Origin of the sequence: Calidifontibacillus oryziterrae (assembly GCF_000331575.1) — a bacterium.
GTDB lineage: Bacteria > Bacillota > Bacilli > Bacillales > Bacillaceae_J > Calidifontibacillus_A > Calidifontibacillus_A oryziterrae.
This window is the reverse complement of the sequence record NZ_ANOK01000003.1, coordinates 43,860-68,261: the sequence shown is the minus strand read 5'-3', so window position 1 is coordinate 68,261 and position 24,402 is coordinate 43,860. Positions and strand designations below refer to the sequence as shown.

The 24,402-nt window shown below is 34.3% G+C and carries 28 protein-coding genes and 1 riboswitch; of the genes, 9 read left to right on the top strand and 19 right to left on the bottom strand.

All coding sequences use genetic code 11. From position 1 onward, the window contains the following. Window positions 1-9: 9 nt before the first annotated feature. Window positions 10-726, bottom strand: coding sequence for a (Fe-S)-binding protein (locus D612_RS0100370; protein ID WP_017753479.1), 717 nt, complete (start codon window positions 724-726; stop codon window positions 10-12). 179 nt (window positions 727-905) lie between these two features. On the opposite strand from D612_RS0100370, the gene D612_RS0100365 reads away from it, so the two are divergent. Beyond that, window positions 906-2,585 carry an L-lactate permease gene (locus tag D612_RS0100365; protein WP_017753478.1) on the top strand — a complete coding sequence of 560 codons (1,680 nt, stop codon included), beginning with the start codon at window positions 906-908 and terminating at the stop codon, window positions 2,583-2,585. Window positions 2,586-2,714: 129 nt separating this feature from the next. Then, on the top strand, window positions 2,715-4,466 hold the full coding sequence (locus D612_RS0100360; RefSeq protein WP_017753477.1) for a B12-binding domain-containing radical SAM protein: 1,752 nt from the start codon (window positions 2,715-2,717) through the stop codon (window positions 4,464-4,466). Between the two features lie 197 nt (window positions 4,467-4,663). Here the strand turns inward: D612_RS0100360 and D612_RS19655 are convergent, their stop codons facing one another. After that, the gene (locus D612_RS19655; RefSeq protein WP_017753476.1) at window positions 4,664-4,828 is read right to left on the bottom strand and encodes a hypothetical protein; all 165 of its coding nucleotides are present in this window, start codon (window positions 4,826-4,828) and stop codon (window positions 4,664-4,666) included. A gap of 243 nt (window positions 4,829-5,071) precedes the next feature. Between D612_RS19655 and D612_RS0100350 the strand changes: the two genes are divergently transcribed. Next, on the top strand, window positions 5,072-5,251 hold the full coding sequence (locus tag D612_RS0100350) for a hypothetical protein (protein WP_017753475.1): 180 nt from the start codon (window positions 5,072-5,074) through the stop codon (window positions 5,249-5,251). A 165-nt stretch (window positions 5,252-5,416) separates the two neighbouring features. Then, a complete protein-coding gene (locus D612_RS0100345; RefSeq protein ID WP_034725752.1) occupies window positions 5,417-5,731 on the top strand; it encodes a DUF3905 domain-containing protein in 315 nt (104 codons plus the stop codon). 33 nt (window positions 5,732-5,764) lie between these two features. Here D612_RS0100345 and D612_RS0100340 read toward each other — a convergent pair whose 3' ends face one another. After that, complete coding sequence (locus D612_RS0100340; RefSeq protein ID WP_017753473.1) at window positions 5,765-6,994, bottom strand: MFS transporter; 1,230 nt, start codon at window positions 6,992-6,994, stop codon at window positions 5,765-5,767. Between the two features lie 177 nt (window positions 6,995-7,171). Here D612_RS0100340 and D612_RS18885 point away from each other — a divergent pair, with 177 nt between their 5' ends. The 3 genes from D612_RS18885 to D612_RS18875 all read left to right on the top strand — a co-directional run bounded on the left by D612_RS18885 (window position 7,172) and on the right by D612_RS18875 (window position 7,751). After that, window positions 7,172-7,270, top strand: a complete 99-nt coding sequence (locus D612_RS18885) for a YjcZ family sporulation protein (protein ID WP_017753472.1) — start codon at window positions 7,172-7,174, stop codon at window positions 7,268-7,270. A gap of 192 nt (window positions 7,271-7,462) precedes the next feature. Beyond that, window positions 7,463-7,570 carry a YjcZ family sporulation protein gene (locus tag D612_RS18880; protein WP_017753471.1) on the top strand — a complete coding sequence of 36 codons (108 nt, stop codon included), beginning with the start codon at window positions 7,463-7,465 and terminating at the stop codon, window positions 7,568-7,570. A gap of 58 nt (window positions 7,571-7,628) precedes the next feature. Then, complete coding sequence (locus tag D612_RS18875) at window positions 7,629-7,751, top strand: YjcZ family sporulation protein (RefSeq protein ID WP_017753470.1); 123 nt, start codon at window positions 7,629-7,631, stop codon at window positions 7,749-7,751. 66 nt (window positions 7,752-7,817) lie between these two features. Here D612_RS18875 and D612_RS17615 read toward each other — a convergent pair whose 3' ends face one another. The 6 genes from D612_RS17615 to D612_RS0100295 form a co-directional block, all read right to left on the bottom strand. After that, entirely contained in the window at window positions 7,818-8,405 is a 588-nt protein-coding gene (locus tag D612_RS17615; protein WP_017753469.1) for a DUF421 domain-containing protein, read from the bottom strand. A 174-nt stretch (window positions 8,406-8,579) separates the two neighbouring features. Next, window positions 8,580-9,155 carry a spore coat protein gene (locus D612_RS0100315; protein WP_017753468.1) on the bottom strand — a complete coding sequence of 192 codons (576 nt, stop codon included), beginning with the start codon at window positions 9,153-9,155 and terminating at the stop codon, window positions 8,580-8,582. A gap of 120 nt (window positions 9,156-9,275) precedes the next feature. Continuing rightward, a complete protein-coding gene (locus D612_RS0100310) occupies window positions 9,276-9,503 on the bottom strand; it encodes a hypothetical protein (RefSeq protein WP_017753467.1) in 228 nt (75 codons plus the stop codon). A 118-nt stretch (window positions 9,504-9,621) separates the two neighbouring features. Continuing rightward, window positions 9,622-11,166, bottom strand: coding sequence for a transglutaminase domain-containing protein (locus D612_RS0100305; RefSeq protein WP_017753466.1), 1,545 nt, complete (start codon window positions 11,164-11,166; stop codon window positions 9,622-9,624). 135 nt (window positions 11,167-11,301) lie between these two features. Further along, window positions 11,302-11,796: a hypothetical protein gene (locus D612_RS0100300; protein WP_017753465.1), complete on the bottom strand. Its 495-nt coding sequence runs from the start codon at window positions 11,794-11,796 to the stop codon at window positions 11,302-11,304. A 42-nt stretch (window positions 11,797-11,838) separates the two neighbouring features. Further along, a complete protein-coding gene (locus tag D612_RS0100295; protein ID WP_017753464.1) occupies window positions 11,839-12,030 on the bottom strand; it encodes a hypothetical protein in 192 nt (63 codons plus the stop codon). Window positions 12,031-12,164: 134 nt separating this feature from the next. Next, window positions 12,165-12,295: riboswitch (FMN riboswitch) on the top strand. Window positions 12,296-12,450: 155 nt separating this feature from the next. Between D612_RS0100295 and D612_RS0100290 the strand changes: the two genes are divergently transcribed. Both D612_RS0100290 and D612_RS0100285 read left to right on the top strand, forming a co-directional pair. Next, a complete protein-coding gene (locus D612_RS0100290; RefSeq protein ID WP_017753463.1) occupies window positions 12,451-13,038 on the top strand; it encodes an ECF transporter S component in 588 nt (195 codons plus the stop codon). 136 nt (window positions 13,039-13,174) lie between these two features. Beyond that, a complete protein-coding gene (locus tag D612_RS0100285; RefSeq protein WP_017753462.1) occupies window positions 13,175-13,363 on the top strand; it encodes an alpha/beta-type small acid-soluble spore protein in 189 nt (62 codons plus the stop codon). Between the two features lie 259 nt (window positions 13,364-13,622). Here D612_RS0100285 and D612_RS0100280 read toward each other — a convergent pair whose 3' ends face one another. The 10 genes from D612_RS0100280 to D612_RS0100235 all read right to left on the bottom strand — a co-directional run bounded on the left by D612_RS0100280 (window position 13,623) and on the right by D612_RS0100235 (window position 24,125). Further along, window positions 13,623-14,948, bottom strand: coding sequence for a hemolysin family protein (locus D612_RS0100280; RefSeq protein ID WP_017753461.1), 1,326 nt, complete (start codon window positions 14,946-14,948; stop codon window positions 13,623-13,625). A gap of 187 nt (window positions 14,949-15,135) precedes the next feature. Further along, complete coding sequence (locus D612_RS0100275; protein WP_017753460.1) at window positions 15,136-15,723, bottom strand: YitT family protein; 588 nt, start codon at window positions 15,721-15,723, stop codon at window positions 15,136-15,138. 102 nt (window positions 15,724-15,825) lie between these two features. After that, the gene (locus D612_RS0100270) at window positions 15,826-16,029 is read right to left on the bottom strand and encodes a hypothetical protein (protein ID WP_017753459.1); all 204 of its coding nucleotides are present in this window, start codon (window positions 16,027-16,029) and stop codon (window positions 15,826-15,828) included. Between the two features lie 201 nt (window positions 16,030-16,230). Beyond that, a complete protein-coding gene (locus tag D612_RS19650; protein WP_017753458.1) occupies window positions 16,231-16,407 on the bottom strand; it encodes a hypothetical protein in 177 nt (58 codons plus the stop codon). A gap of 54 nt (window positions 16,408-16,461) precedes the next feature. Next, window positions 16,462-16,896, bottom strand: coding sequence for a helix-turn-helix domain-containing protein (locus tag D612_RS0100260; protein ID WP_017753457.1), 435 nt, complete (start codon window positions 16,894-16,896; stop codon window positions 16,462-16,464). A 15-nt stretch (window positions 16,897-16,911) separates the two neighbouring features. After that, window positions 16,912-18,678 carry a SulP family inorganic anion transporter gene (locus D612_RS0100255; protein WP_017753456.1) on the bottom strand — a complete coding sequence of 589 codons (1,767 nt, stop codon included), beginning with the start codon at window positions 18,676-18,678 and terminating at the stop codon, window positions 16,912-16,914. A gap of 142 nt (window positions 18,679-18,820) precedes the next feature. Beyond that, window positions 18,821-20,374, bottom strand: a complete 1,554-nt coding sequence (locus D612_RS0100250; protein ID WP_017753455.1) for a methyl-accepting chemotaxis protein — start codon at window positions 20,372-20,374, stop codon at window positions 18,821-18,823. A gap of 327 nt (window positions 20,375-20,701) precedes the next feature. Then, on the bottom strand, window positions 20,702-21,838 hold the full coding sequence (locus D612_RS0100245) for a glucose-1-phosphate adenylyltransferase (RefSeq protein WP_017753454.1): 1,137 nt from the start codon (window positions 21,836-21,838) through the stop codon (window positions 20,702-20,704). Window positions 21,839-22,023: 185 nt separating this feature from the next. Then, window positions 22,024-23,436, bottom strand: a complete 1,413-nt coding sequence (locus D612_RS0100240) for a sensor histidine kinase (protein ID WP_017753453.1) — start codon at window positions 23,434-23,436, stop codon at window positions 22,024-22,026. Further along, the gene (locus D612_RS0100235) at window positions 23,433-24,125 is read right to left on the bottom strand and encodes a response regulator transcription factor (RefSeq protein ID WP_017753452.1); all 693 of its coding nucleotides are present in this window, start codon (window positions 24,123-24,125) and stop codon (window positions 23,433-23,435) included. Before D612_RS0100235 ends, D612_RS0100240 begins: the two co-directional genes overlap by 4 nt. Window positions 24,126-24,402: the final 277 nt, after the last annotated feature.

Here is a 24,402-nt window from a genome sequence, read left to right as displayed (position 1 = left end):
TCAAACCTTTTATCTGCTATTTAAAACGGTTGCAATATGCATAATCTTAAAAGGTTTACCTTTTCGACCGCTGCGTCCGCCGATATTGATTAAACAACCAGCATCCCCGCCTATTAAATAATCGACCTCGATTTCCTCAATATGATTGACCTTCTCATCAACCATTTGCTCTGAAATTTCAGCCATTTTTACTGAGAAAGTTCCTCCAAACCCGCAACAGTCCTCACGATTTGGCAGTGGAATATACTCTAATCCTTCAACATTTTTCAATAACGTAATTGGTGAATCTTTTACACCCAATAAACGAGTCATATGGCAAGATGTATGATAGGTAGCACGTCCCTTCAGCTTTGCTCCAACATTTTCTACTTTCAACACATCAACAATAAATTGCGTAAATTCATAGGTTTTATCCGCAAGCGCTTTGGCACGTGATTCCCAAATTGGATCATCTTTAAATACATGTGGATATTCTTTAAACATTGCTCCACATGAGCCTGCAGGCGTCACGACATATTCCGAATGCTCAAAGGCTTCAATCATATTTTTCATCGATTCTTTAGCATCGGTTACATAGCCACTGTTAAATGCCGGCTGTCCACAGCACGTTTGTTTTTCAGGAAAATCTATTTCACATCCTAACCTCTCCAATACTTCTACTGTATCTTTGCCGGTATCCCCTTGAAAAAGGTCAACTAAGCAAGTTGCAAATAAAGAAACCTTCATATTCTTACTCCTTTCAGGATGAATCTATAAAATTTAGTTATTTATATTAATTTTGTACAAATAAGCTTATTTTTAACAATCTATATTTAAATTTTCCATATTTATTTTTTGAAAGTATAAAAATATTTAATTGAACAAAACTAGAAATATCAACTTTTATTTAGGGAGTGTTAAATAATATGCAATGGACGCAAAACTTTTCTCCTATTGGAGATAGTGTCGTATTATCCGCATTAGTAGCTCTTATCCCAATATTATATTTCTTTTGGGCACTTGCAATAAAAAGAATGAAAGGTCATATCGCTGGTCTCACAACGCTTCTTGTCGCCTTAATTATTGCTATTGTAGCATATGGGATGCCAGCTGGAATGGCCGTGATGTCAGCCACACAAGGTGCTGTCTATGGAATCCTGCCGATTGGTTGGATTATCATTACGTCCGTATTCCTTTATAAATTAACAGTTAAAACAGGTCAATTTGATATTATCCGCAATTCGATATTAACGATTACAGAAGATCGTCGTCTGCAAGCACTCTTAATCGCGTTTTCCTTTGGTGCATTTCTAGAAGGTGCTGCTGGATTTGGAGCGCCCGTTGCAATCTCAGCAGCCCTACTTGTTGGACTTGGATTTAATCCACTCTATGCAGCAGGTATTTGTTTACTCGCTAATACAGCACCAGTTGCATTCGGAGCAATTGGGATTCCGATCACAGCAGTTGAAGGTCCGACTGGTATACCGGCAATGGAAATTTCTAAAATGGTAGGACGGCAATTACCGTTCCTTTCAGTATTTATTCCATTCTATTTAGTCGTAATCATGACAGGTTTTAAAAAATCAATTGAAGTACTTCCAGCTATACTAGTTTCTGGTCTTACTTTCGCGATTACCCAATATTTGACATCAAACTTTCTTGGTCCAGAATTACCTGACATTCTTTCTGCATTAGTATCATTATTTGCATTAGCGATCTTTTTAAGATTTTGGAAACCAACGTCAATCTACCGTTTTGGCTTTGAAAGCGAAACAGCCGCTACTACCAAAAATAGTACTACACAAAATTATACGGGTGGACAAATTTTTAAAGCTTGGTCACCATTTTTAGTATTAACTGGATTTATCTCGATTTGGGGGATCCCAACAATTAAGACAGCTTTAGTAGGAGCATATGAAGGAACAAATCCACTATTACAATTTGTAAATGTCATCGGTCATGCTTTAACATTTAAACCAGAGGTCCCAGGCTTACACAACATGATTTTAAATGGGGCTGGAGAGCCTATTGCCGCCCTTTATAAGCTAGAAATTCTTGCGGCTGCAGGAACAGCAATTTTACTTGCAACAATTGTAACCAAATTTATTGTGAAAATCTCTTGGAGCGATTGGACTAAAACACTCGGGGAAACACTTGATGAATTAAAGTATCCAATTACGACAATTGCCGCTGTAGTTGCGTTTGCATATGTTACGAACGCTTCAGGTATGAGTACATCATTAGGAATGACATTAGCCTTAACTGGCTCGTTATTCCCATTCTTCTCACCACTTTTAGGCTGGATTGGCGTATTCATTACAGGTTCCGATACTTCAGCAAATTTACTGTTCGGAAACCTGCAAAAAATCACAGCACTTTCAGTTGGAATGGATCCTATCCTTGCCGTTGCAGCTAATTCATCAGGCGGCGTTACCGGTAAAATGATTTCACCTCAATCGATTGCTGTTGCTTGTGCTGCGGTTGGACTAGCCGGTAAGGAAGCGGATTTATTTCGGTTCACAATTAAACATAGTATCTTCCTTGTATTAATTGTTTGTATTATGACCTATTTACAACATACTGTGTTTTCCTGGATGATACCTTAAAAAGCAGTAGAAAAATGACAGAAAAGTCCCCTTTCAAATTTTTGGAAAGGGACTTTTGTTTGTTTCTCATTTATCATCGGGAAACTGTGGTAGAATTAAGAATAATTACTAATGAAGGAGCAAGCGTATATGAAAATTATCTGCTCGACTTTAAATGCAAAGTTTATTCATACTAGCCTTTCATTGCGTTATTTAAAAGCATTTGCTGAACCACAATTCACTGTAGACATAGCAGAGTACACCATTAATGATCCCGAAATGAATATTGTTTCCGATATATTTTCGAAAAAGCCTGATGTGATTGGCTTCAGCTGTTATATTTGGAACATCGAAGAAACAATAAAAATCATCAAAATGCTCAAAAAAATTAAACCCGAACTAATCGTTATTCTTGGTGGTCCAGAAGTCACTTATGATACAAAAGAATGGATGGAAAAGATAACTGAGGTTGATTTTATTGTAATTGGTGAAGGTGAGAGTACGTTCAAGTCTTTGTTAACTGAAATCACTACCGGACATAATTATCATAACGTCGCTGGGATTGCTTACCGCAATGCGGATACAGTCATTCTTAATCCGCAACGTGAAAAATTGGATTTAACAACAATACCCTCTCCATATCGATTTCCTGAGGATATCCCAAGTCTTTCAAAGCGAGTGGTCTATGTAGAGACAAGTCGCGGCTGCCCTTTCACCTGTCAATTTTGCCTATCATCGATTGAGGTTGGTGTCCGCTATTTTAATAGAGAAAAAATTAAAGAAGACATTTTATATTTAATGGATAATGGTGCCAAAACGATTAAATTTGTTGATCGTACTTTTAATATTAGTAGAAGCTACGCGATGGAGATGTTCCAATTTTTAATTGATCATCATTACCCAGGAACAGTCTTTCAATTTGAAATTACGGCTGATATTATGCGGCCCGAGGTCATTCAATTTTTAAATGAACATGCGCCAGCTGGCTTATTTCGATTTGAGATTGGCGTGCAATCTACGAATGACTATACAAACGAGCTTGTGAAAAGGAAGCAGAACTTTGAGAAGCTTGCACGAACCGTTACAATGGTTAAAGAAGGGGGGGAAATTGCCCAGCATCTTGACTTAATCGCTGGATTACCTGAGGAAAATTATCATTCATTTAAAAAGACTTTTAATGATGTTTTTGCTTTCGAACCTGAAGAGTTGCAGCTAGGATTTTTAAAAATGCTTCGCGGTACTGGTCTTAGGATGCAAGCAAAAGAATTTGGATATATATATCAAGATAACTCCCCATATGAGATTTTAGGAAATAATGTTCTATCTTTTCATGATATATTGCGAATAAAACAAGTAGAGGATGTACTCGAAAAATATTGGAATGATCACCGCATGGATTATACGATAAAATATTTAGTACAAAATAGCTTTGATTCACCATTTGATTTTTTTCAAGCATTTGGTTCATATTGGAATAATCGAGGATGGAGCAGAATTGGACATCAGCTTGAAGACCTTTTTTCGCGACTACTAACATTTTTAAGAGACAGTAATATTAAGGACAATGAAATCATCGAAGGATTGATGAAATACGATTATTTAATTTCACAAAAATACAAACCGCGAAAACCATGGTGGCAGGATAAAATTGATAAGAAAACAAGATCTCAATATATTAAGACAATCGCAAAAAGACCCGTTTCCCTTGGCAAACAGTTCTCAGTTCTTTCATTAACCGAGAAGGATATGCATAAACACACCATTATTGAAATCCTACCATTTGATATAGGAGCTTATATTAAAAATGGGGATTTGAAAAAAAATAATACTTTAATACTTGTTTATTATAATCCAGCATTGAAAAAAAGCTTTTTATATTCGTGTCTTGAAAAAAACATATAAAGATTCGTAAAGCAAGTGGATTCCACCACTTGCTTTTTATATATCATATTTTTTTACAACTTGATTTATTACTAGGTCACTTTTCTCGATCCAATTATAGGCTGTTGAAGGCTTTAACTGTGGACGTAAATCATATTCTGGACTATGCGGCTGATTTTATATATGATTTTTTTTATTTTCCATAGTAATCCTTTCTTTTAACGTTTTCCCTCATCCTCGATACGATTCGAAATTCTTGCTCGTTCTGCAGTCTTGAACGCCATAGTATCAGTAAACTCAGTATTAAACTCCATTTTTGTCATACTTTCAACTGGTGTTTTATTATTCGTAATTGCAGCATCACGAGGTACTTTCCGCTTCATTCGATTTCTCTCCTTATATTCAATACTAATTTTAATACTATTATTTTCACTGAAGTACATTATTAAAGCTATTGATAATAGTACTATTTATATAATGGATCATTTCAACCTAGATCATTCTATAATAATTTGATTTCTAAAAGTTGGCTATATATTATAGGACATTAACCTATTTTTATTTTCATGCATATACTGATGTTGTAAAACAAAGGAGGCTGTAGAAATAAGGGAGCTGAATGCCAAATGGCATTAATGATTTATTTATTTATTGGGTTCATTATTTCTGGTTATTTTTTTACAATCTCAGAAGTTTTAGTTTCATCAAAGCGGATGTTTATCTTCCTTACCATTGGTTGGTTCCCTTTATTTATATTGGGAATTGTGCTAATTACCTTTTATGAACCGCATCAATATGTTCATTAGTTTTTCCTGCTATTGTAGCAGGCTTTTTTATGTTATAAGCTTTTTTTACATAGCTAAATATATATGTGACATACTAACAGCAAGTAAAAAATGAGAAGAATATCGAGGTGAAAGTTTTTGTATAAAAATCGTTCGACTAACAAGAATGCTAAAGATAAAACGCCTATGATTGATGAGACAATGCCACATCAAATCTCTTCGCCTTCGTTTAAAAATAGTGGAATCGAAATAAAACCCCCATTTATAAATGAACATGGGGTTGTAATTGGGGACAGCTTTTATGATTCCAAAAATTCACCATTGAACAATTGGAGTGTCGAAACAGACCCTGCGATCATGGCTGGAGATGAATGGGTCCATCCAACAAATGATATTGGCTGGAATACTGCGGAAAATATTGAGCTTGTTGAATCAAAAAAAACACCAAATGGGGCACCATTCATGCATCCAACAATTGATGTTAGTAAAGGAACAGATTAATAAACATATAAGGGGCAATAGAGCCCCTTTTTCTTATGGCTGATAAATTTCTTTATTTATGTGATTCTTTTCTTCTTGATCCGGTCGAATAGCAAGTAATGTTAATGTTAAAGCAACAACAATAGAAATTGTAATAACATAGAACATAATTTGATGTGATATTTTCATCAAATATGAAAATATTGGTGGGCCCAACGCTACACCAACAAACCTCATACTGCTATAAATCGAGGTAACTGTACCACGTTTCTCTTTTTCCATCCCCTCCGTAATTAAAGCATCTAAACACGGTAGCGTTGCTCCAATAGCCAAACCGAATATAAACATCGATGTTAATAAAACATAAATGTCTGTTGAAAAACTAGTTCCAAGGGCAGTAATAGCTAATAGTAGCAATGAAAAAAATGTGACCCATTTCATAACTGTTTTATTTTTCTTTATCCCTTTTCCAGAAATATAAGAGGAAAAGCATAATGCAGCTAACGGGATTGATAAGATAATCCCCTTTTTAACCCCCATAACTTGATGTTCGTCCTCTAGCATGGATGATAAATAAAACAATACTCCAAAAAGAACAAACATCATGATCCCACCAATAGTAAAGATTGAATATAACCATCTGCCATTAGTTTTAAAAGTTGTCTTCAATTCATAATAGAAGGTTTTTATATTTTTGTCTTTTCCTGCAATAGGTGGTGATTTAACTAAAAAAAGAACCATTACTAGTGATACCATACAAAAAACTGGTATAGACCAAAAAGGCATATACCATATCACTCCAGCTAAAAGTGCACCGAGGATCGGACTTAATACTTTACCAAAGGTGTTAGATGTTTCAATAATACCTAACCCTGTACTAACATCTCTATCATCTCGAAATATATCTCCCACAAGTGGTAGGACGATTGGGGATGCTCCAGCTGCGCCTATCCCTTGGAGAATCCTACCTACCATGATAAGGAAATAGGGCTCATTTAGTTTCCAAGCTGCCCACCCAGAAATAACTCCACCAATTGCTGCGATTAGTAAGCTTGGGATAATAATCATTTTTCGTCCGATACGATCGGAAAGAAAACCAGCTATTGGTATGAGGATAATTGCTACAACCGAATAAACAGTTATGATTAAGCTGGATTGAAATCCACTTATATTTAGTTCTTTTTCTAATGTTGGTAAAACGGGGATTAGCATTGAATTTCCTAATGTCATAACAAGTGGAATCGATGCTAGTGATGCAATATCCCATCTTTTATCTTTCTCCATTTCAATACCTTCCTATTGTTCAGATCATGTACTGTTAGTTTTTCCGTTTTTTTTAATTATGCCCTTCCAAAATATTACTCGGCTTTTTATTCTTTTTTATTTACGTTAGGACATGCAACTACACATGGCTTAAGTGTCTGCATAATTTATAGTAAACATATGAAGGGGGTGAATATTATGGGTGGATACGGTGGCGGTTATGGTAATAACTTTGCTTTAATTGTTGTATTGTTTATTTTGTTAATCATTGTTGGTTCTGCTTATGTACGTTATTAATAGTTGATGAACCTCAACAAATTATCCTCTACCTCCTTATCTTATACACCCGCTCAAAAATGGGCGGGATTTTATTTTATTTTAAACAGATCAAAGCCTTGATTTTAATTTTGTCAAATACGGGCAAACGTCTATACATTAAATTAGCGAAATCCATAACATAATTAATGACCATATAAGGAGGTGAAGAGAATGAGTGGTGCAGCAGGTGGATTTTGCAATGGCAGTGGCTTTGCTTTAATTGTTGTCTTATTTATTTTGCTCATTATCGTTGGAGCAGGTGGCTATGCATATTATTAATCCGTAATGCTTCAAAATTCTCTACACCAAATGATTGAAAACGAAAGGGGTTGAAACTATGTACGGATATGGATGCGGATATGGCTATGGTGGTTATGGCTATGGTGCTGGACGCGGATTTGCGTTAATTGTTGTTTTGTTTATCTTGTTAATTATCGTTGGAGCTGCTTGGGGTTATTAAAATGGAGCAGACTAATACGGTATTTTGTATTCTCTAAACCCTCAATATTATTGAGGGTTTTAGTGATTAATGGAGTTTACTATAATTCGGAATTTCATGCCCCTTAATTTTCACCTCGTCAAATAGTGTTGATTCTTCGATGGAATTTATAGGGTTCTTCCCAATAAATTCATTCAACATTTTTTCTAATTCTCCAATTGTGACTGGTCTAGCGTACCTCTTTAGCTCATACCCAATTTGACCGTTTGGTTCAAGTGTTGCTGTTTTGACATCTGTTATTCTTTGAATTCCTTGTTGTCTAAGTCGCATTTCTAGTTGATCAACTGAAAAGCGGAGCGACCTAAGAGTATCAGTCATAATAATACCATCTTTAATGACAACTTTAGCTTTACCAGTTAAAAACTTTTCAAAAAAATTAAATTTTAATTGTAAGTACTCCATTAATATTAGAGAAGCTATAAAAATTGATGAAGCAACCACCGTTTTCACAACACTAGTTTCAACAATTGGTTGAATAATTAATGATCCTATTGAAATCATTATGACAGTTTGGGCAACTGTCATTTGGCTTATTGATTTTCTACCAGCAACTCGAAGTAGTACCGTTCCAATTGTAACCAAAACAATGGATTTCCAAATAAAATCCCACTCCATACTTTTACCTCCAACTATCATAAATACAGTTTTAGGTTTCCATTTCTTTAAATATTATATGTAATAAAAAAGGATGTTTTCTGATAAGTTTCTCTAAACTTTCATTGACAAAAAGAAGCTGCCTAAAAGTCTTTTAGAGATGACTTTATCGACAGCTTCAAAGCTATATTAACCCTACTGCATTATTGGCTGACGCTCATGTTGAGGTACCTGTTCATAAAACTGGGTAAATGTATTTAAAGCTGGCTGCGGTGCAGCTTCTAACGGATAATATCCCATTTGCACCATCCATTGCCAAACTTCAAACGCATGATGTGAGCTCATTCTAAAAGCATCCTCGAGGAATGTTCGTAAATCAGGATTTGCTGCTTCCATTGCTGCCCAAGCATACTCACGACCTGCCCGCTTTAGTGTTAATAAATAGGCTGTTGCTATTTCCCGGTCATTAAATGTTTGCACATCAGTTCTTGGTTGAACGGGTGGATATTGTGGAACCGGAGTATTCGTAAAGGACTCTAATATTCTATTTAATTCCGGCACTGGTAGCTTCTGATTTGAACCGTTTGCTTGGCTTATAAACTGAACCTTCATATTATAGTCTTGAACATGTAATGGAAAATGTTTTTGTAAAATTGATTTTAACTGTTGATCATGTACTTGGTTTAAAAAACATGCCATATTTGTAATTGAATTGACACAGCTCATTGTTAATTCATGAAGATCATATAATTCATGTGATGCTAATTGCATAGTGAACTCCTCCTTTTATTGAAGCATCATCCTTAATATGCATTCAAAATGCGGAGTTAACACGTTGAATTAATAAACTAAAATGGTAAGAATTAAGTGAATACTTAGGAATTCAGTAATTTATATATTTAAATGATTTTTCATCTCTTGCATCATTTTTGTAAATTCATCAGGATTAATGAAATCGCTGGAACGCCAATTCGCTTGTATCCATTCTACTAATTGCTGGGGTGTATTAAAATATTGTCCAGTTGAATCAGCATTCCTTAACATATAGCGACCATTATCCTCGTCTAAAGTTACTTCACAAGGTAGCGCACTACCTTTACAGCTTAAATTATACTCCATATAATGCACCTCTCTTAAACGTTTTTAATACTATACGTACTTTGAAATAATTATATGTAATGTATTTAGCTTAAGTAACAAAAAAAACATATAAGAGAGGTACTCCCACTTAGGGATTTTAATTTTTTGTACTAAATTTTATTGATACTGCATCTGTAAGTCGCTTTCCAGTTTTACTTTTGATTGTATCATTAACAAATAAATAATACGTTTCTCCTGCTAGGTATCCATTATTGTTTTCAATTAATAGTTCATTCCCATGCCTAACATTGTATTGCAATGCTGAAATTGCTGCCCCCCTTGAATCAAGCATATATATATTATTACTATTGGCAGAAGCAGTATCAATCTCATCCGAAAACTCGATTATCCAAATTTTATAGTGATCAACATTTTGAAAGGTTCCAATCGAGTTAAAACCTAACGCTGGATATTTTATAGTTTGTTGAGATATCGGCTGAATGGGAGCATTGTGATAGACTACATCTGAAATTGTTATTAAACGATCATATTGAGAAGTGCCTCTATTGTAATCAATATAACTGTAACTCCACGATTTAATCCCCTTGTTAACTGCACTATCATAAATAATTTTTCGTAATGAAGATTTTAACTCAACATTTTTATCTACATAGCGAACCGTAAATTCTTTCTTATAATTATTAAATTCTTTCCCAAGAAGTTCATTTAGTTCTCTAAGGCTCTTTGCAGTATAATCAGGTAATAAATAATGTAGATCAACTGCATGTAAAAGCTGTTGAAACCGATCTCTTTCAGTATTTGAGTTGATTTTAACTTGTAGCTCATTAAAATAAGATTTAGTAGCCAATGGATAAGGTTTCTCTTCCCCATTAATACCACCATTTCCCCATTGATGATCTTTAGATATTTCCTTGTCTGTTAGTAAATAATAATTATAAAGCACTCGTCCCTGTTCATCTGGTATGGGATCATCCCATGTTGCATCTAAATGGTACCAATTACCATCTAATTTAACCATGTTCCATGCATGATTTTGTGTGGCAAACGAGGAACTACTGGCAACACCACTTATTAATCGAACCTCAATCCCCAATTGTTTTAACATCTTATAGACGAGCATTGCATAACCATTACAAGCAGTTTTCCCTGTAGTTAAAGCAGGGTATGGTGAATTATTCACTAACTGTGTGTCATAAGCAAGGTTTAACACTACATAATCATGAATAGCTTTCACCTTTTCATGTTCATTCATTTCAGGTTTAATAATTTCGTTTACAATTGTTTTTACGGTTTTATCTACATATTTTACTTGCTCAGCTGTTTCATAGTATTTAAACTGAAGGGTAATTGTTACATTCAAGCCATAAGCTTTATACGACATATTAGCGCTTCGATATGAATAATTTAAATATTCATCTTCTTGGATAATGTTTGAAATATACCCACTTATAATATCCAACAGTCTATTTGTTGACCCCTTATATTTGATTACAACACTTGGCTCTCGATTTCCCATTGATCTTTTTATAATGCTTTCAATATCCTTTAATTTTGCTGCATCATATATATTTGCTGAGTATACAGGTAAATTGGCAGCATTTCCATTAAGAGCTGGAAGGGGTGATACAACTAAGCTCAAAATTAATAAGGGTATGAATACCATCCTTTTAAAAAACTTCATAAGTTGTTTTTCTCCCTTTCTAGTATTCTTACAATCTACTTTACATGTTTCGTGCGATTGATCCAACATTTTTTTATATTGAAATTTATGGATTTTTGGACAAAAAAAAACACCCAAATAAAAGGGTTTATGTTTTCAACTCCAACGGATAGCTAAATCCAATTTACAGCATTCCGTTCCTTCCACTTCTGACCATAAATGTAGATGAAGCCCATCAGGATTAAAAGTTGTTTTAAAATTTGACTTTATGCCGGTAGACAGTATTAAACGATCCACTTCTTTAATATTTGAGGTCTGGGCTGCTTCCATAACCTTTTTAGCAAATTCTTTTGAATCTGCTAAATGATTTAATATAACGCTCGCTTCTTGTAAAAGTGTCTTAAAGGCAATTGCTGATTCACTAAACATTGTTACATCCACTTCGGGATATTTAGCTAATCGATTTTTTTTATCTAAATTATCTTTTGCCATTTCTTGATAAGAATAATAAGAATAAGGAAGCGGAGAAAAATTAGGATAGTTAAAATCGCAACGATAGTAATTAGGATGATTATAATAATAATGATATTTCCAGCCATTATGATTTAAATACTGTGAATGAGGAAGGATTTTTCTTTGAGAAAAATACAAATTAGTTCCTCCATTTCTATTATAGTCTCCTGTATATATATGCTATTTTGAATGATCGTATGTATAAATCACGTCTCCACCTTTTAATGCTTCCCCACGAATTTTTTCTTTGTCTTTTTGCCTAACTAAAACGTCTCGAAATATTAAAAAATTCTCTTTCGTAACATGATATTGTTTCAGTTCCTCATTCCTTAATTTATTTATTATTACTTCAAATTCTTCTGTTAAAGACATTAGTACACCCCATTAGTTAGTTTTGACATTATTTTAAGTGATACTTCAATAATTCACAATGTTCCGGATAAATTTTGACATTAAAAGATTGGCAAAGTTGACGTGGATTGATATAATAAGAAAAAATTATATCGGTCTATCTTCAGGGCAGGGTGAAATTCCTGACCGGCGGTATTGAAATAACTTTTCTAAGCCCGCGAGCCTTTTGGCACGATTTGGTGAGATTCCAAAGCCGACAGTATAGTCTGGATGGGAGAAGATGGAGGGTATCGTTTTGCCATTTTTCAAATGGTAAAGCGCTTGCTTGCCTATGTGTTTTCATAATCTCCCACTCAATATTTGAATTGAGTGGTTTTTTATTTGGCAGCAATACTCTTTCTCTATGTAGTTAGATCGAAGACAAAAGGGAGAGTTTTCAAGTTGAACAAAAGTAGTCAAAAAACACGTCAGACAGTTACAGTTGCAGTATTATCATCCATCGCTTATTTATTAATGATGCTTAATTTCCCATTACCTGGGTTGCCGCCATTTTTAAAAATTGATTTTAGTGAAGTACCAGCTTTAATCGCCGCAATCGTTTTTGGTCCTTTGGCAGGAGTAACTGTTGAAGCAATAAAAAATATTCTTCACTATATTATCGAAGGCGCAATGACAGGAGTACCAATTGACCAAGCAGCAAACTTCATAGCAGGATTACTGTTTGTTCTACCGGTTTCTTATTTATACAAAAAAATTAATTCTACTAAGGGACTGACGTTTGGACTTTTTGTCGGTACAATTACGATGACATTCGTAATGAGTGTTCTGAATTATTTTCTTATTCTACCAGCTTATACATTTTTCCTAAATGCACCTGCCATGACAACAGAAGAAGTAAAAGGGATGATTGTATTGGGGATCATGCCGTTTAACCTTATAAAGGGTATAACAGTTGCGCTACTATTTATGTTAATTTTTGCAAAGCTAAAACCGTGGATCATAAACTATTCAAAATCAATCGCAGCGTAAGATTAAAAAATGTGGACTCTTCCAAAAGAGTCCACATTTTTTTGATTAATCACGCTCGCTCTCCATTTCTGGATAGCTTTTCAAATCATATAGTTCAGTTTTAGAATCAAACTACTATCAAGGAGGTGTTTGAACTATGACAAGTCGAAATCAATTGCTTGTCCCTGGCGTACAACAGCTATTAGACCAATATAAAGAAGAAATAGCTCAAGAGTTTGGTGTTAACTTGTCAGCAGATACTGTTTCACGGGCAAATGGATCTGTTGGTGGAGAAATTACAAAAAGGCTTGTGCGACAAGCCCAAGCTCAATTATCAAATAAATAATATGGATGACAAAAAGGGTCGATTGACCCTTTTTCAAGAAAATATGATACCAGCTAATACTGCCAAATGGCCCAATAATAAACACAGCAATTTTTTATACATTTTTTATAATATTTTGTTGATTATTTATATTTGCAATATTATAATAATATTTACAGTTGATAGTAGCTTGCTTTTCACTATCAAGCCCCCTGTCCCCACCCCTTTAGGAGCTTATCACCCCGATGAGCTCCTAATTTTTTTATTTCACAAAAACAGTTTAAACACCTTCATCTATCGTTTTTTCAGACAATTCATGTTTAATAACTTCAATCGATTTAATTTTTTGTTCTTCCATTTCAATAACTTTAAATTCATAATTATCAAAATAAATGCTTTCTCCTTGATGAATATCGAAATTTTCCGTTAAAATCCAACCGCCAATTGTATCTACCTCAGACTCATCAATATCAATGTGGAACAAGTCATTAACATCACTAACTAGTACTTTTCCTTCAATGATCGTATGTGCATCATCTATTTGTTGAATTGACGGAATTTCGTCCTCATCAAATTCGTCCTGAATTTCACCAACGATTTCTTCAAGAATATCCTCAACCGTAACTAACCCCGATGTTCCACCATATTCATCTACTAATATAGACATATGGATCCGTTCTTTTTGCATTTTCAATAGCAAATCGTGGATTGGGATCGAATCAATAATTTTAATGATCGGTCTTGCATATTGTTCAATTGTGGTATTTTCAGTTACAGCTCCTGTTACAAAGTCCGAAAATATCTCTTTTATATTCAAAAGGCCGATAACATGGTCTTTATCCCCATCAATGACTGGATAACGTGTATACTTCTCCATATGAAGTGTATTTAATACTTCCTTGATCGTCTGATCTTTATCTAACGCTATCACTTCTGTCCGTGGTACCATAATTTCTTTTGCCAAACGATTATCAAATTCAAAAATATTGTTAACATAATCATATTCAGACTGGTTGATCTCACCGCTCTCGAAGCTTTCTGATAAGATTAACCTCAATTCTTCTTCAGAATGAGCAATTTCATGTTCAGATGCAATTCCTAATCCAAACATTTTTGTAAAAGCTCGAGCCGAACTATTTAAAATCCAAATAAATGGATACATAACTTTATAAAAAATCATTAAAGGCTTTGCAAAGGTAAGTGTGACCGCTTCGGCTTTTTGTATAGCTAATGTTTTTGGTGCTAATTCGCCGATAACAACATGCAAAAATGTAATGACAGAAAAAGCAATTACAAATGACAAGACAGTAGAAAGTGCAGGTGAAATTTGCAATTTTTCAAAAACAGGATGTAACAAATGCTCAACAGCTGGTTCACCAATCCAACCTAAACCAAGCGATGTAATCGTAATTCCTAATTGACATGCTGATAAATATTCATCTAAATTATCAACAACTTTTTTTGCAGATATTGCTTTCGTATTTCCTTCTTCAATCAACTGTTCAATTCTAGAACTGCGAATTTTAACGACTGCAAATTCTGAAGCAACAAAAAAGCCGCTAATTGCGATTAAGACACCAACCATTATTAAACTTATTATTTCCATTGACTACTCTGTTGCTTTAAAAAGCAAAGAGTGTTACACCCCCTAAAATTAAAAAGAAAAAATGCATTCCTTACTATCTTCTTAAAAAAATCTTACATTAGATAGTATTATAATAAAATTTATCATAAAATGTTGGAATTTAAAACAAATTACCTTAAATGTATGAATAGTGATCGTTCCCAAATTATTAATGGATAATTTTTAACGTTAAAATACTTGTAGTAAACCCAACAATTAATATGGTGATCATTGAGAGTAGAAATGTTTCTTGTGATATAAGCATTCCACCAATTAAGACGACAAAAGTATCAATTAACAAAATGGTAATGCCTACATTTACTGAAAATAGTTCAGAAAGAAATTGAGCTAATAAATCCGTTCCACCAGTACTTGTCTCATACTTAAGCATAATTCCGATTCCAATTCCAACAAAAAAGCCCCCTAAAATCGAACTCAATAGTGGGGATTGTACAATATCGAATAAGGTAACGGACCGTAATTTAGAAAATAGATCTATCATAAAAGATGATATTAACAAACCGTGAAGGCTATTATAAAAATAAGATCGATAACGAATCCAGGCAATTATAAATATCGGAATACTGCAAAAAATAATCGTCAAACCTGTTTCATATCCCCAAATATAATGAACTATTAATCCAATACCGATCATTCCACCATCCAAAAGCTCATGTGGATAAAGAAATATATTAATACCAATCGAAAGTAATACACTTCCTAATAAGATTGCAAAAATTTTTTTCATAAAAGGCATCCTGCATCTCCCCAACTTTAGGATGGACATGCTAAAAATATATGCCTTTAATCGTATTTAATGTATAAAAAAAAACTCTGTTATAACAGAGGTAGAAATGTTTTAACATTTTATTTTATTATCATTTAGCTGTTTCATTCGTTTCATAATATATTGAAGTTTGCTAGATAGTTCTAGAACATTGCATATTTCAGTTTCTGGACTTCTTATACAAGACAGCGTTCGTATAATACTATTAGCTTCATTCACTAAATCTCCATAATGAAAGCAATGATCAATTCTATTTTGAAATGTTTTTGAGAACATAACAACCACTCCAAATGTCCATAACTAAAAAAAATGAATATTTTTTCAGTTTATTATTATGTCCATTTTCTCAAACAATAAAAAAATCTTATATCAGGGTTATCCCTATTTATATGTAAAAAATACCCTATTTTTGGTATTAAATCCAATTTTTAGTGATAATCCATAGAAAAACAAAAGGCGTCCAATTGACGCCTTTTGTTAAGATATGTAACCTTTTTCTTTTAAAAACGAAAATGCTTCTGCCTCTTTTTCTTCTTTTATTTGATACTCAAGCTTTCCTTCAACAATCTTTGCACATCTTCCGCCAAAGGGCTTTAACAGCTCTTTTATTTCCTTAACATCTACATCTGTCTTTAAATCGTAGTTTACTTTCATATTTTCACCTCCACCACCTAGTATAGTAAATTTTCAACTGATTAAAAAGGACAACTATCCTTTGCAATACAATTCAATCGTACATACTTGCCATTCTGGATTTGTTTCACTAATGATTTGTCGTGCTTCATATTTTGTTTTAGCTTTCACTTTTAATAGATCTATTGTTGTACCTTTTTTTACCCATACATTATATTGGTTAATATTTTTTGCTTTCGTCACCATATTATATTTTTGCGTGCTTTCTTTATCTTTTCGCACTATTTTTAGATCTAAATCTAGCGCATCTAATACTCGATACAAAGTATCAAGTCTAGGACGGTTTGTTACACTAGTTAAACGTGATATTGCTGGAGAACACAGGCCTGTGGACTCTTCTAAATCTTTGAGGGATAACCCGAGCTCTTTTCGTCTAGCTTCAATAATGTTGGCAATTTTCGAGTAATTGTCGATATAATCATTATTGTTTTCTAGCTTCGTTTTCGACATGGGCACCCCTCCTTTTTATGATGAAGAAACTTCGCCTCTTTTTGAGCTATCAATAGAATCCATTGAACATGAAAGAGCTTTACACTCCCTAAAAGCAAAGTGCTTACATCCAATACACTTATCTTTGTTTAAACTACTTAACGCATAATTGATCGCTTCACCCGTATGTTCAAAGAAATGGTCCTTCCCGATTAAATGGTATAATCCAGTTTTTTCTAAAACACTTTTAGGCTGTGGCTTTATTCCGGAAATTAATACAACACCATGCTTTGCAAAATCCTTAACAATGTAGGACAAGTTCGATTCACCTGTTGCATCCATAAATGGCACTTTACTCATTCTTAATAATAATACTTTTGGCTTGAAATGAATTGTATTTGTTAAAGTTTGTTCAAATGTTTGGGCAGCACCAAAAAACAATGGACCTTCAATATTATAAATACTAATTTGCGGGCAATCGTGCCCATCCGTAACCATGTGCGAATCCATTTTTTCATTTTTTACATTTGGATTTGGCAATGCCTTCTGAATGACCATTATATCACTCATCCGCTTTGTGAATAGTAATATAGCCAAAATCAATCCAATTTCAACAGCAGTCGTTAAATTAACAAATACAGTTAATAGAAAAGTAACCACCAAGACAATTGAATCTTCTGTTTTAAGCTTTAACACATGATAAAAAACATGTCGTTCACTCATATTCCAAGCAACTACCATTAAAATTGGTGCCATACTTGCCAATGGAATATTCGATGCATACGGAGCAAAAAGTAACAAGATGCTTAATACCATAATACCATGAATAATTCCTGAAATTGGTGAGACAGCACCGTTTTTTATATTAGTAGCAGTTCTAGCAATTGCACCAGTTGCCGGAATTCCACCAAATAGCGGTGTTACAATATTAGCAATACCTTGACCTACAAGTTCACGGTTACTATTATGCTTACTATTTGTCATGCCGTCAGCAACAACTGCTGATAATAAGGATTCAATTCCACCTAAAATTGCAATAATAAAAGCCGGTCTTATTAATAATTGAATCTTCTCAAATGTAATTTCTGGAAATGAAAATTCAGGTAAATGATTCGGAATTCCACCGAATGTTGAGCCAATTGTAGCTACTTGGTTTGGGTATAACAAATTAGCTACTACAGCAGATAATAACAAACCTATTAACGGTCCAGGTATTTTCGGAAATGCTTTAGGTGAAATGAGTATCGTCACTAAACAAATTATTGCCGTTATAACACTATAAATATTTATTGTGTCAATATGGTTTGCGATTTCCTTTATGTTTTCAACAAATAATTCATGGCTTTTTACATTTTCAAGTCCCAAGAAGTTGGGGATCTGACCAACAAATATTATGACTGCGATTCCAGCTGTGAATCCAATGGTTACAGGCCTTGGGATAAATTTAATTAATGAACCAAGCTTGAAAACCCCCATTAAAAAAAGAATAATCCCAGCTAAAAAGCCGGCAATTAAAAGGTTTTCATATCCATATGTCATTACAACCCCTAACAATACAGGGATAAAGGCACCTGTCGGTCCGCCAATTTGATATCTTGAACCGCCAAATAATGAAATAAGAATACCTGCAATGATCGTTGTATAGATACCATATTCAGGTTTTACACCGGATGCAATTGCAAATGCCATCCCAAGTGGAATTGCAATAACACCAACTACCAAACCAGAGATTAAATCTTTCTGGAACCCTTGCAAAGAATACCCCGAAAATCTCCCACAAAATAAGCCCTTGCTCCCCAACATTAAAAACCCTTCTTTTCATTATTATCACATTAGTAATAATTGTATTTACAAATATACTATAATAAGAATCTATACCTGTTCACACTTATTGTCAAAGGGAAAATCCATTACCTAGTTTGGTAACGGATTTTCCCTCTTTCAATTAAATATTAAATTTTGCAGCCAATTGGGACAATGATTCCGCCATTTTGGCTAAATCCTGAGCAGTCGCAGCTGTTTCTTGAACCCCAGCAGCCGTTTCTTCAGAGACGGCCGCGATGCTTTCAACTGCTTGCAATACCTCCTGTGATTGTGCGTTTTGTTCCTCGCTTGCTGCCGCAATTTCAGCAACTTTACTAGCGGAAACCTTTACTAAATTAATAATTTCTTCAAATGCATGTCCTGCATTAATCGCTTTTTCATTTCCTGATTCTACTGCTTCTACAGAAGCATCCGTGTTTTCTTGTATGGATTGAATTAGCTCCGATATTTCTTTCGTCGCTTTGCTGCTCCGCTCTGCCAACTTGCGCACTTCATCGGCAACAACTGCAAACCCTTTTCCTGCTTCACCAGCACGTGCAGCCTCAATCGCAGCATTTAAAGCTAATAAATTTGTTTGCTCAGCAATATCATCAATTACTTCAATAATCTCTCCAATTTGCATGGACTTACTAGATAATTCTGAAATTTTATTGCTAATCTCTGTCATCCCACTCAGCGTCTCTTTAATAACCTCATTTCCCTTTTCAGCAGAAGTTACCATTTCTTTTGATGAATCAGATGTTTGTTCTGCATTGACTGAAACTGCTTGGATGGCATTTACCATTTCTTTTACCATTTCTGAAGCAAGACCGGCATTATTTGCCTGTTGTTGACTACCTGTAGCTATTTGTTCCGTACTTGCTGAAATTTCTTCGGAACTAGCTGCTAAATTATTAGCATTTTCAAGGACATCACCAATTAACTCCCGTAGTGATAAAACCATCTCATTCATTGATTTTGCTAATTGACCAATTTCATCCTTAGCTTTGATTACAATTTTTTCACCTGTTAAGTCCCCTGAGGCTACTTTTTTGACTCTGTTAACTACTTCAACAATCGGATTTGTAATTCTATTCGATAACATAACAGCTATTAAGATTCCAATAGCAATTGAGATAATGCTAATTAAGACAGTTATAAGCATGATAGTATTACCTGTTTCCGTAACTTGTTCCCTAAGTTCAACCATGACTACTTCACTTTGATTTGCTGCTTCCCTACTAGCAGCAACCATTTCATTATTACGCTGTCTTTCTAATGGATCTCCTGCAATTGCCATGGCTGCCTCACGATCAACATGAAATAATTCGAAAAATCTCGTTGTTGTTTGTTCAGACTGCTCGTTTTTCTTAAAAACATCCATTTGTTCCTCTGATATGCCTAAGGTTAGCAATTCCTCTTTAATTTGGTGGATTTCCTCAGTAAGTCGATCAAATTCCTCTTTATTTGATTCAACCCCTTCTGATACTACATATGCTCTCAAATATGCTAATCGACTGGCAAAGTCATAGCTTAAGTTTTGCCATAAGACGAGTTCACGCAACTCATCTCCAAGAACTTGTTCGACCTTTGTTTTAAAATTATTTGTTTGAATAAAATTGTATACCATGTAAGCCATTACTATCGTTAAAATAATCGTAAAACTTCCTAATATTTTTACCCGCAAACTCCTCATCTTAATTCCCCCTCCATTTTATTAGATAGATACTTGTATTTGGCAAAATAATGAAATAATATTTTAATTTGTTGTCATTTATTTCATTATCCATTTATTACAAAAAGTTTGCATCAGGGTAAACCCTTATTTTCAAGTATAAAATACCCTAATTTTGAGCATCAAAAAACAGTGAAAGGATTTTATAGAATCCCTTCACTGTTTAAATTTCGTTATATAATAATGGATTGTAAATCATTGTGTTTGCAATAACGTATGAGGAAAAAACGAGTAATTTTGTAGAGATATTCAGAGAGGTGTTACCAATCACAAACCATTTCGTTCCATCTAAAAAACATTTGTGATGATTCTTTTCGTTTGAGGTGGTTCATCGTTTCTTACGAATGTAATTGTATTAGAATGGATCCAACTATTATCGAGGATCGATGTATTACTATTTACTACGGATTTTTCTATTATTACATTTTTCCCAATGGTTGAAAAGGGTAACACAATTGAATCCTTAATTATGCTCCCGTGACCAATACTAACACCGAAAAATATTACAGAGTTTATGACCTCACCATATATTTTACATCCCTCGTTAATAATTGAATTTCGAATAACAGCAGTAGGACTGATATATCTTGGAGCTTGAGGTGAACAGTCCGTATATATATCCCAATTCTTCTTTTCAAAAAAAACATTTTTCTCTTCTTTTAATAGATCCATATTGGCTTCCCAATAACTTTCTATTGTACCAACATCTCGCCAATATGTATTAAAATGATGTGCATGTAAGTGATACCCATCCATTAACATAGTTGGAATGACATCATGTCCAAAATCAGAATTTTCATATTTATTTATACCACTTTCGATCCATTCTTTAAACGGCCTCCATTTGAATAAATAAATTCCCATTGAAGCTAAATCAGATAATGGATATATCGGTTTTTCTTCAAATTTAATTATCCTACCTTCGGCATTCGTGATCATTATCCCAAATCGACTTGCCTCCATAAGAGGAACTTTTTGCACAGCTATTGTGATATCTGCATCAGCATTCATATGATCATAAAGCATCTCATTATAATCCATTTTATAAATATGGTCTGCTGCTAAAATTAGTACATGTTCGGGATTATGTTCTTCAATAAAATCTAGATTTTGAAAAACTGCATTTGCTGTACCATCATACCATTGTTTTTGCAATCCATATTGATAAGGAGGTAAAAGAGTTAATCCCCCGTTTAATCCCCATTTCTTCCCATTTCCTAAATATTCATGAAGAGGATTCCGAGCATATTGTGTTAAAACTCCTATATTTTTAATAGAGGAGTTTCTACAATTACTTAATACAAAGTCAATGATTCGATACCTACCACCAAAAGGTACTGCTGGCTTTGGAATATGACTTGTAAGTTGTTTTAACCGTGTCCCTTTTCCACCTGCTAAAAGCATGGCAATACATTTTGTTTTCATTTTTTATCACTCCTTTCATAAATCATGAAGGATTAGATGCAAGGAAAATCACACCTTACCGTCATGAATGTTTTTCTCTTTAAAGTTGGAATCAGCCTCCATTGAATGAGATTTTTTTATTTTTCGAATATTACATTTAATTATAATCCATTATTCATTTTGCATCCTTGAAATATGTCACAATTTCAAGAAATATTATAAGTTCTATTATCCCCTTTAGGTAATTCGATTTGAAAAGATGTTCCTTTACCTTTTTCGCTGTGAACAGAAATCGTCCCATGATGTGCCTCGACAAAACCTTTTGCGATCGATAAACCAAGACCTGCCCCACCGTGGTCACGGCTTCTAGACTCGTCAGTACGGGAAAACCTTTCAAAAATATAAGGTAAAAGCTCGGGCTCAATTCCGGGTCCGGTATCTGAAATTGTAATAAGCGTCCGATTGCTAAAATGATCATTAGTTAATTTGATTATTATTTGTCCATTATTAGGCGTATGACGAAGTGCATTATCCAAAAAATTGACAATTACTTGAGTCATACGATCTTCGTCAATCGATATAATGATATCTTCTGACGTTGTATGAATCGTTAACGAGATATTTTTTTCTTCTGCTAAGACGCTAAAGTTCGCGACTATTTTTTGAAGAAATTGATAAATGTTTATTGGTTGTTTATGTAAAGGCAGCTTTCCTGCTTCAGCTAGACTTAACTGTTGAAGATCGTTTACTAACCTTGATAGCCTGTAAACATCATCCACTAAAAGCATTATTTCTTTTTCGTTTGCTTCAATAACCCCTTCCTGAATCGATTCAAGCTTTCCTCTGATTACTGTTAGGGGTGTCCGTAATTCATGGGCAACATCCGCCATTAATTTTTGTCGCAATTTCTCATTATGGCTTAATTGCTCCGACATTTGATTAAAGGCTTTCGCTAAAAGGAAAAACTCATCTTTTTTTGACAGTTGAACTCGGAAGGTCGTATCTCCTGAGGAAAGTCGCTTAATTCCCTCCATTAATTTTGTTAAAGGAGATGTTAATTCTCGAGCAAAAAAACCCCCTAAAAGAACCGCAATGATACTGCCAATTAATGTACCTAATAGAATGGTAAAATTAGTTGATTTCATGAATTGTGATGCTAAATTTTGTATCATTATATCTTGACCACGAATAACGATTAATTCACCAATTTTACGTCCATCAACAATTAAGTCCCTGTGTGTTCCCGAGATTTGATTTGCCAGTTTCCCATTGTAGATATCCTGCGAGTCAGCGATTATCTCACCATTATGATCCGCAATAACTAACTGTAAGTTGTATAGTAGAGGCATCCCTTGCGTCTGCATTCCAACATGTCTTCTACCCATACCTTGCATCATTACATTGGATTTAAGAATATCCTCAATATTAGCGAAAGAGCCATTTAGCTTATAATAATCCTCAAAGTACATTTCCAATCTAGTCATAACTCCTAGTTGTTGGTTATCTAGAAACTGCTGAAATTGTGACGAAATCCTTTGCTGAAAGTATAAATATTGAAAGATTCCCATAATCAATACTACTGTTGTAAAAGCAACAATCATTTTTGTTCGAAGTTTCATAGCTCCCCACCAAACCGATAACCAATACCATATAAAGTATGGATATAAATAGGATTATGGGGATCATCCTCTACTTTTTTTCTTAAGTTGCTAACATGGGTATCGATTGAACGTTCATAATTGGCATATGCTTCTCCAAATGCATTATTCATTAACTGAAGACGACTATAAACACGTCCAGGCTTTTGTGCCAATGTTACTAAAATGCTATATTCGGTTGGGGTTAAATTAATTTTTTGTCCTTTTACAAAAACCTCATAGGTTGATAGATTAATTATCATGTCACCACGTTCTATTATTTCATCCTCTTCTTCTTCCTTTGGCATACTTCTTCTTAAAACTGCCTTTATTCGCGCAGCTAGTTCCCTCATGCTGAATGGCTTTGTAATATAATCATCAGCACCCATTTCAAGCCCTAGTAATTTATCGACTTCATCTGTTTTAGCAGTCAGCATAATAACAGGGATTTTCTTCTGAATCGAGCGAATTTCTCGAAGAGCCTGATAGCCATCCATTTCCGGCATCATGATATCTAATAGAACCATATCAATTTTGTTATCCTTTATTAGTTGTACTGCGATGGTTCCATTTGAAGCTTCAACTATTTCATAGCCTTCATTCCTTAAATAAGATCCAATTGTCTCTCTTAAATTGTGTTCATCATCGACAACTAAAACTTTTTTTGCCATTGATACCCACCTCCTACCCCTATTATAAAATGAAAGGCCCCTAACGCTTTTGTATTTAATGGCTAATATACGAACATTTCCAAGCCCGAGAACAAAAGCTATAGGCGCCCTGATTAGCGACGTATAAACTAAGAGCGCATCGACTGAAATAAAGGAAACACGTCGAGGGACTTAGTCGATGTTGACTTATCGCAAAAGAGATGAGCGAAGTTTACTAGTCGCTGGGCGCTTGCGCTGGACGACTACTCTCTGTGCTATAGTATTTATCCACAGGATC

Bases quoted from the DNA above. Each gene is read 5' to 3' on its own strand.
- D612_RS0100370 (WP_017753479.1), bottom strand. From the start codon at position 726: ATGAAGGTTTCTTTATTTGCAACTTGCTTAGTTGACCTTTTTCAAGGG.
- D612_RS0100365 (WP_017753478.1), top strand. From the start codon at position 906: ATGCAATGGACGCAAAACTTTTCTCCTATTGGAGATAGTGTCGTATTA.
- D612_RS0100360 (WP_017753477.1), top strand. From the start codon at position 2,715: ATGAAAATTATCTGCTCGACTTTAAATGCAAAGTTTATTCATACTAGC.
- D612_RS19655 (WP_017753476.1), bottom strand. From the start codon at position 4,828: ATGAAGCGGAAAGTACCTCGTGATGCTGCAATTACGAATAATAAAACA.
- D612_RS0100350 (WP_017753475.1), top strand. From the start codon at position 5,072: ATGGCATTAATGATTTATTTATTTATTGGGTTCATTATTTCTGGTTAT.
- D612_RS0100345 (WP_034725752.1), top strand. From the start codon at position 5,417: ATGATTGATGAGACAATGCCACATCAAATCTCTTCGCCTTCGTTTAAA.
- D612_RS0100340 (WP_017753473.1), bottom strand. From the start codon at position 6,994: ATGGAGAAAGATAAAAGATGGGATATTGCATCACTAGCATCGATTCCA.
- D612_RS18885 (WP_017753472.1), top strand. From the start codon at position 7,172: ATGGGTGGATACGGTGGCGGTTATGGTAATAACTTTGCTTTAATTGTT.
- D612_RS18880 (WP_017753471.1), top strand. From the start codon at position 7,463: ATGAGTGGTGCAGCAGGTGGATTTTGCAATGGCAGTGGCTTTGCTTTA.
- D612_RS18875 (WP_017753470.1), top strand. From the start codon at position 7,629: ATGTACGGATATGGATGCGGATATGGCTATGGTGGTTATGGCTATGGT.
- D612_RS17615 (WP_017753469.1), bottom strand. From the start codon at position 8,405: ATGGAGTGGGATTTTATTTGGAAATCCATTGTTTTGGTTACAATTGGA.
- D612_RS0100315 (WP_017753468.1), bottom strand. From the start codon at position 9,155: ATGCAATTAGCATCACATGAATTATATGATCTTCATGAATTAACAATG.
- D612_RS0100310 (WP_017753467.1), bottom strand. From the start codon at position 9,503: ATGGAGTATAATTTAAGCTGTAAAGGTAGTGCGCTACCTTGTGAAGTA.
- D612_RS0100305 (WP_017753466.1), bottom strand. From the start codon at position 11,166: ATGAAGTTTTTTAAAAGGATGGTATTCATACCCTTATTAATTTTGAGC.
- D612_RS0100295 (WP_017753464.1), bottom strand. From the start codon at position 12,030: ATGTCTTTAACAGAAGAATTTGAAGTAATAATAAATAAATTAAGGAAT.
- D612_RS0100285 (WP_017753462.1), top strand. From the start codon at position 13,175: ATGACAAGTCGAAATCAATTGCTTGTCCCTGGCGTACAACAGCTATTA.
- D612_RS0100280 (WP_017753461.1), bottom strand. From the start codon at position 14,948: ATGGAAATAATAAGTTTAATAATGGTTGGTGTCTTAATCGCAATTAGC.
- D612_RS0100275 (WP_017753460.1), bottom strand. From the start codon at position 15,723: ATGCCTTTTATGAAAAAAATTTTTGCAATCTTATTAGGAAGTGTATTA.
- D612_RS0100270 (WP_017753459.1), bottom strand. From the start codon at position 16,029: ATGTTCTCAAAAACATTTCAAAATAGAATTGATCATTGCTTTCATTAT.
- D612_RS19650 (WP_017753458.1), bottom strand. From the start codon at position 16,407: ATGAAAGTAAACTACGATTTAAAGACAGATGTAGATGTTAAGGAAATA.
- D612_RS0100260 (WP_017753457.1), bottom strand. From the start codon at position 16,896: ATGTCGAAAACGAAGCTAGAAAACAATAATGATTATATCGACAATTAC.
- D612_RS0100255 (WP_017753456.1), bottom strand. From the start codon at position 18,678: ATGTTGGGGAGCAAGGGCTTATTTTGTGGGAGATTTTCGGGGTATTCT.
- D612_RS0100250 (WP_017753455.1), bottom strand. From the start codon at position 20,374: ATGAGGAGTTTGCGGGTAAAAATATTAGGAAGTTTTACGATTATTTTA.
- D612_RS0100245 (WP_017753454.1), bottom strand. From the start codon at position 21,838: ATGAAAACAAAATGTATTGCCATGCTTTTAGCAGGTGGAAAAGGGACA.
- D612_RS0100240 (WP_017753453.1), bottom strand. From the start codon at position 23,436: ATGAAACTTCGAACAAAAATGATTGTTGCTTTTACAACAGTAGTATTG.
- D612_RS0100235 (WP_017753452.1), bottom strand. From the start codon at position 24,125: ATGGCAAAAAAAGTTTTAGTTGTCGATGATGAACACAATTTAAGAGAG.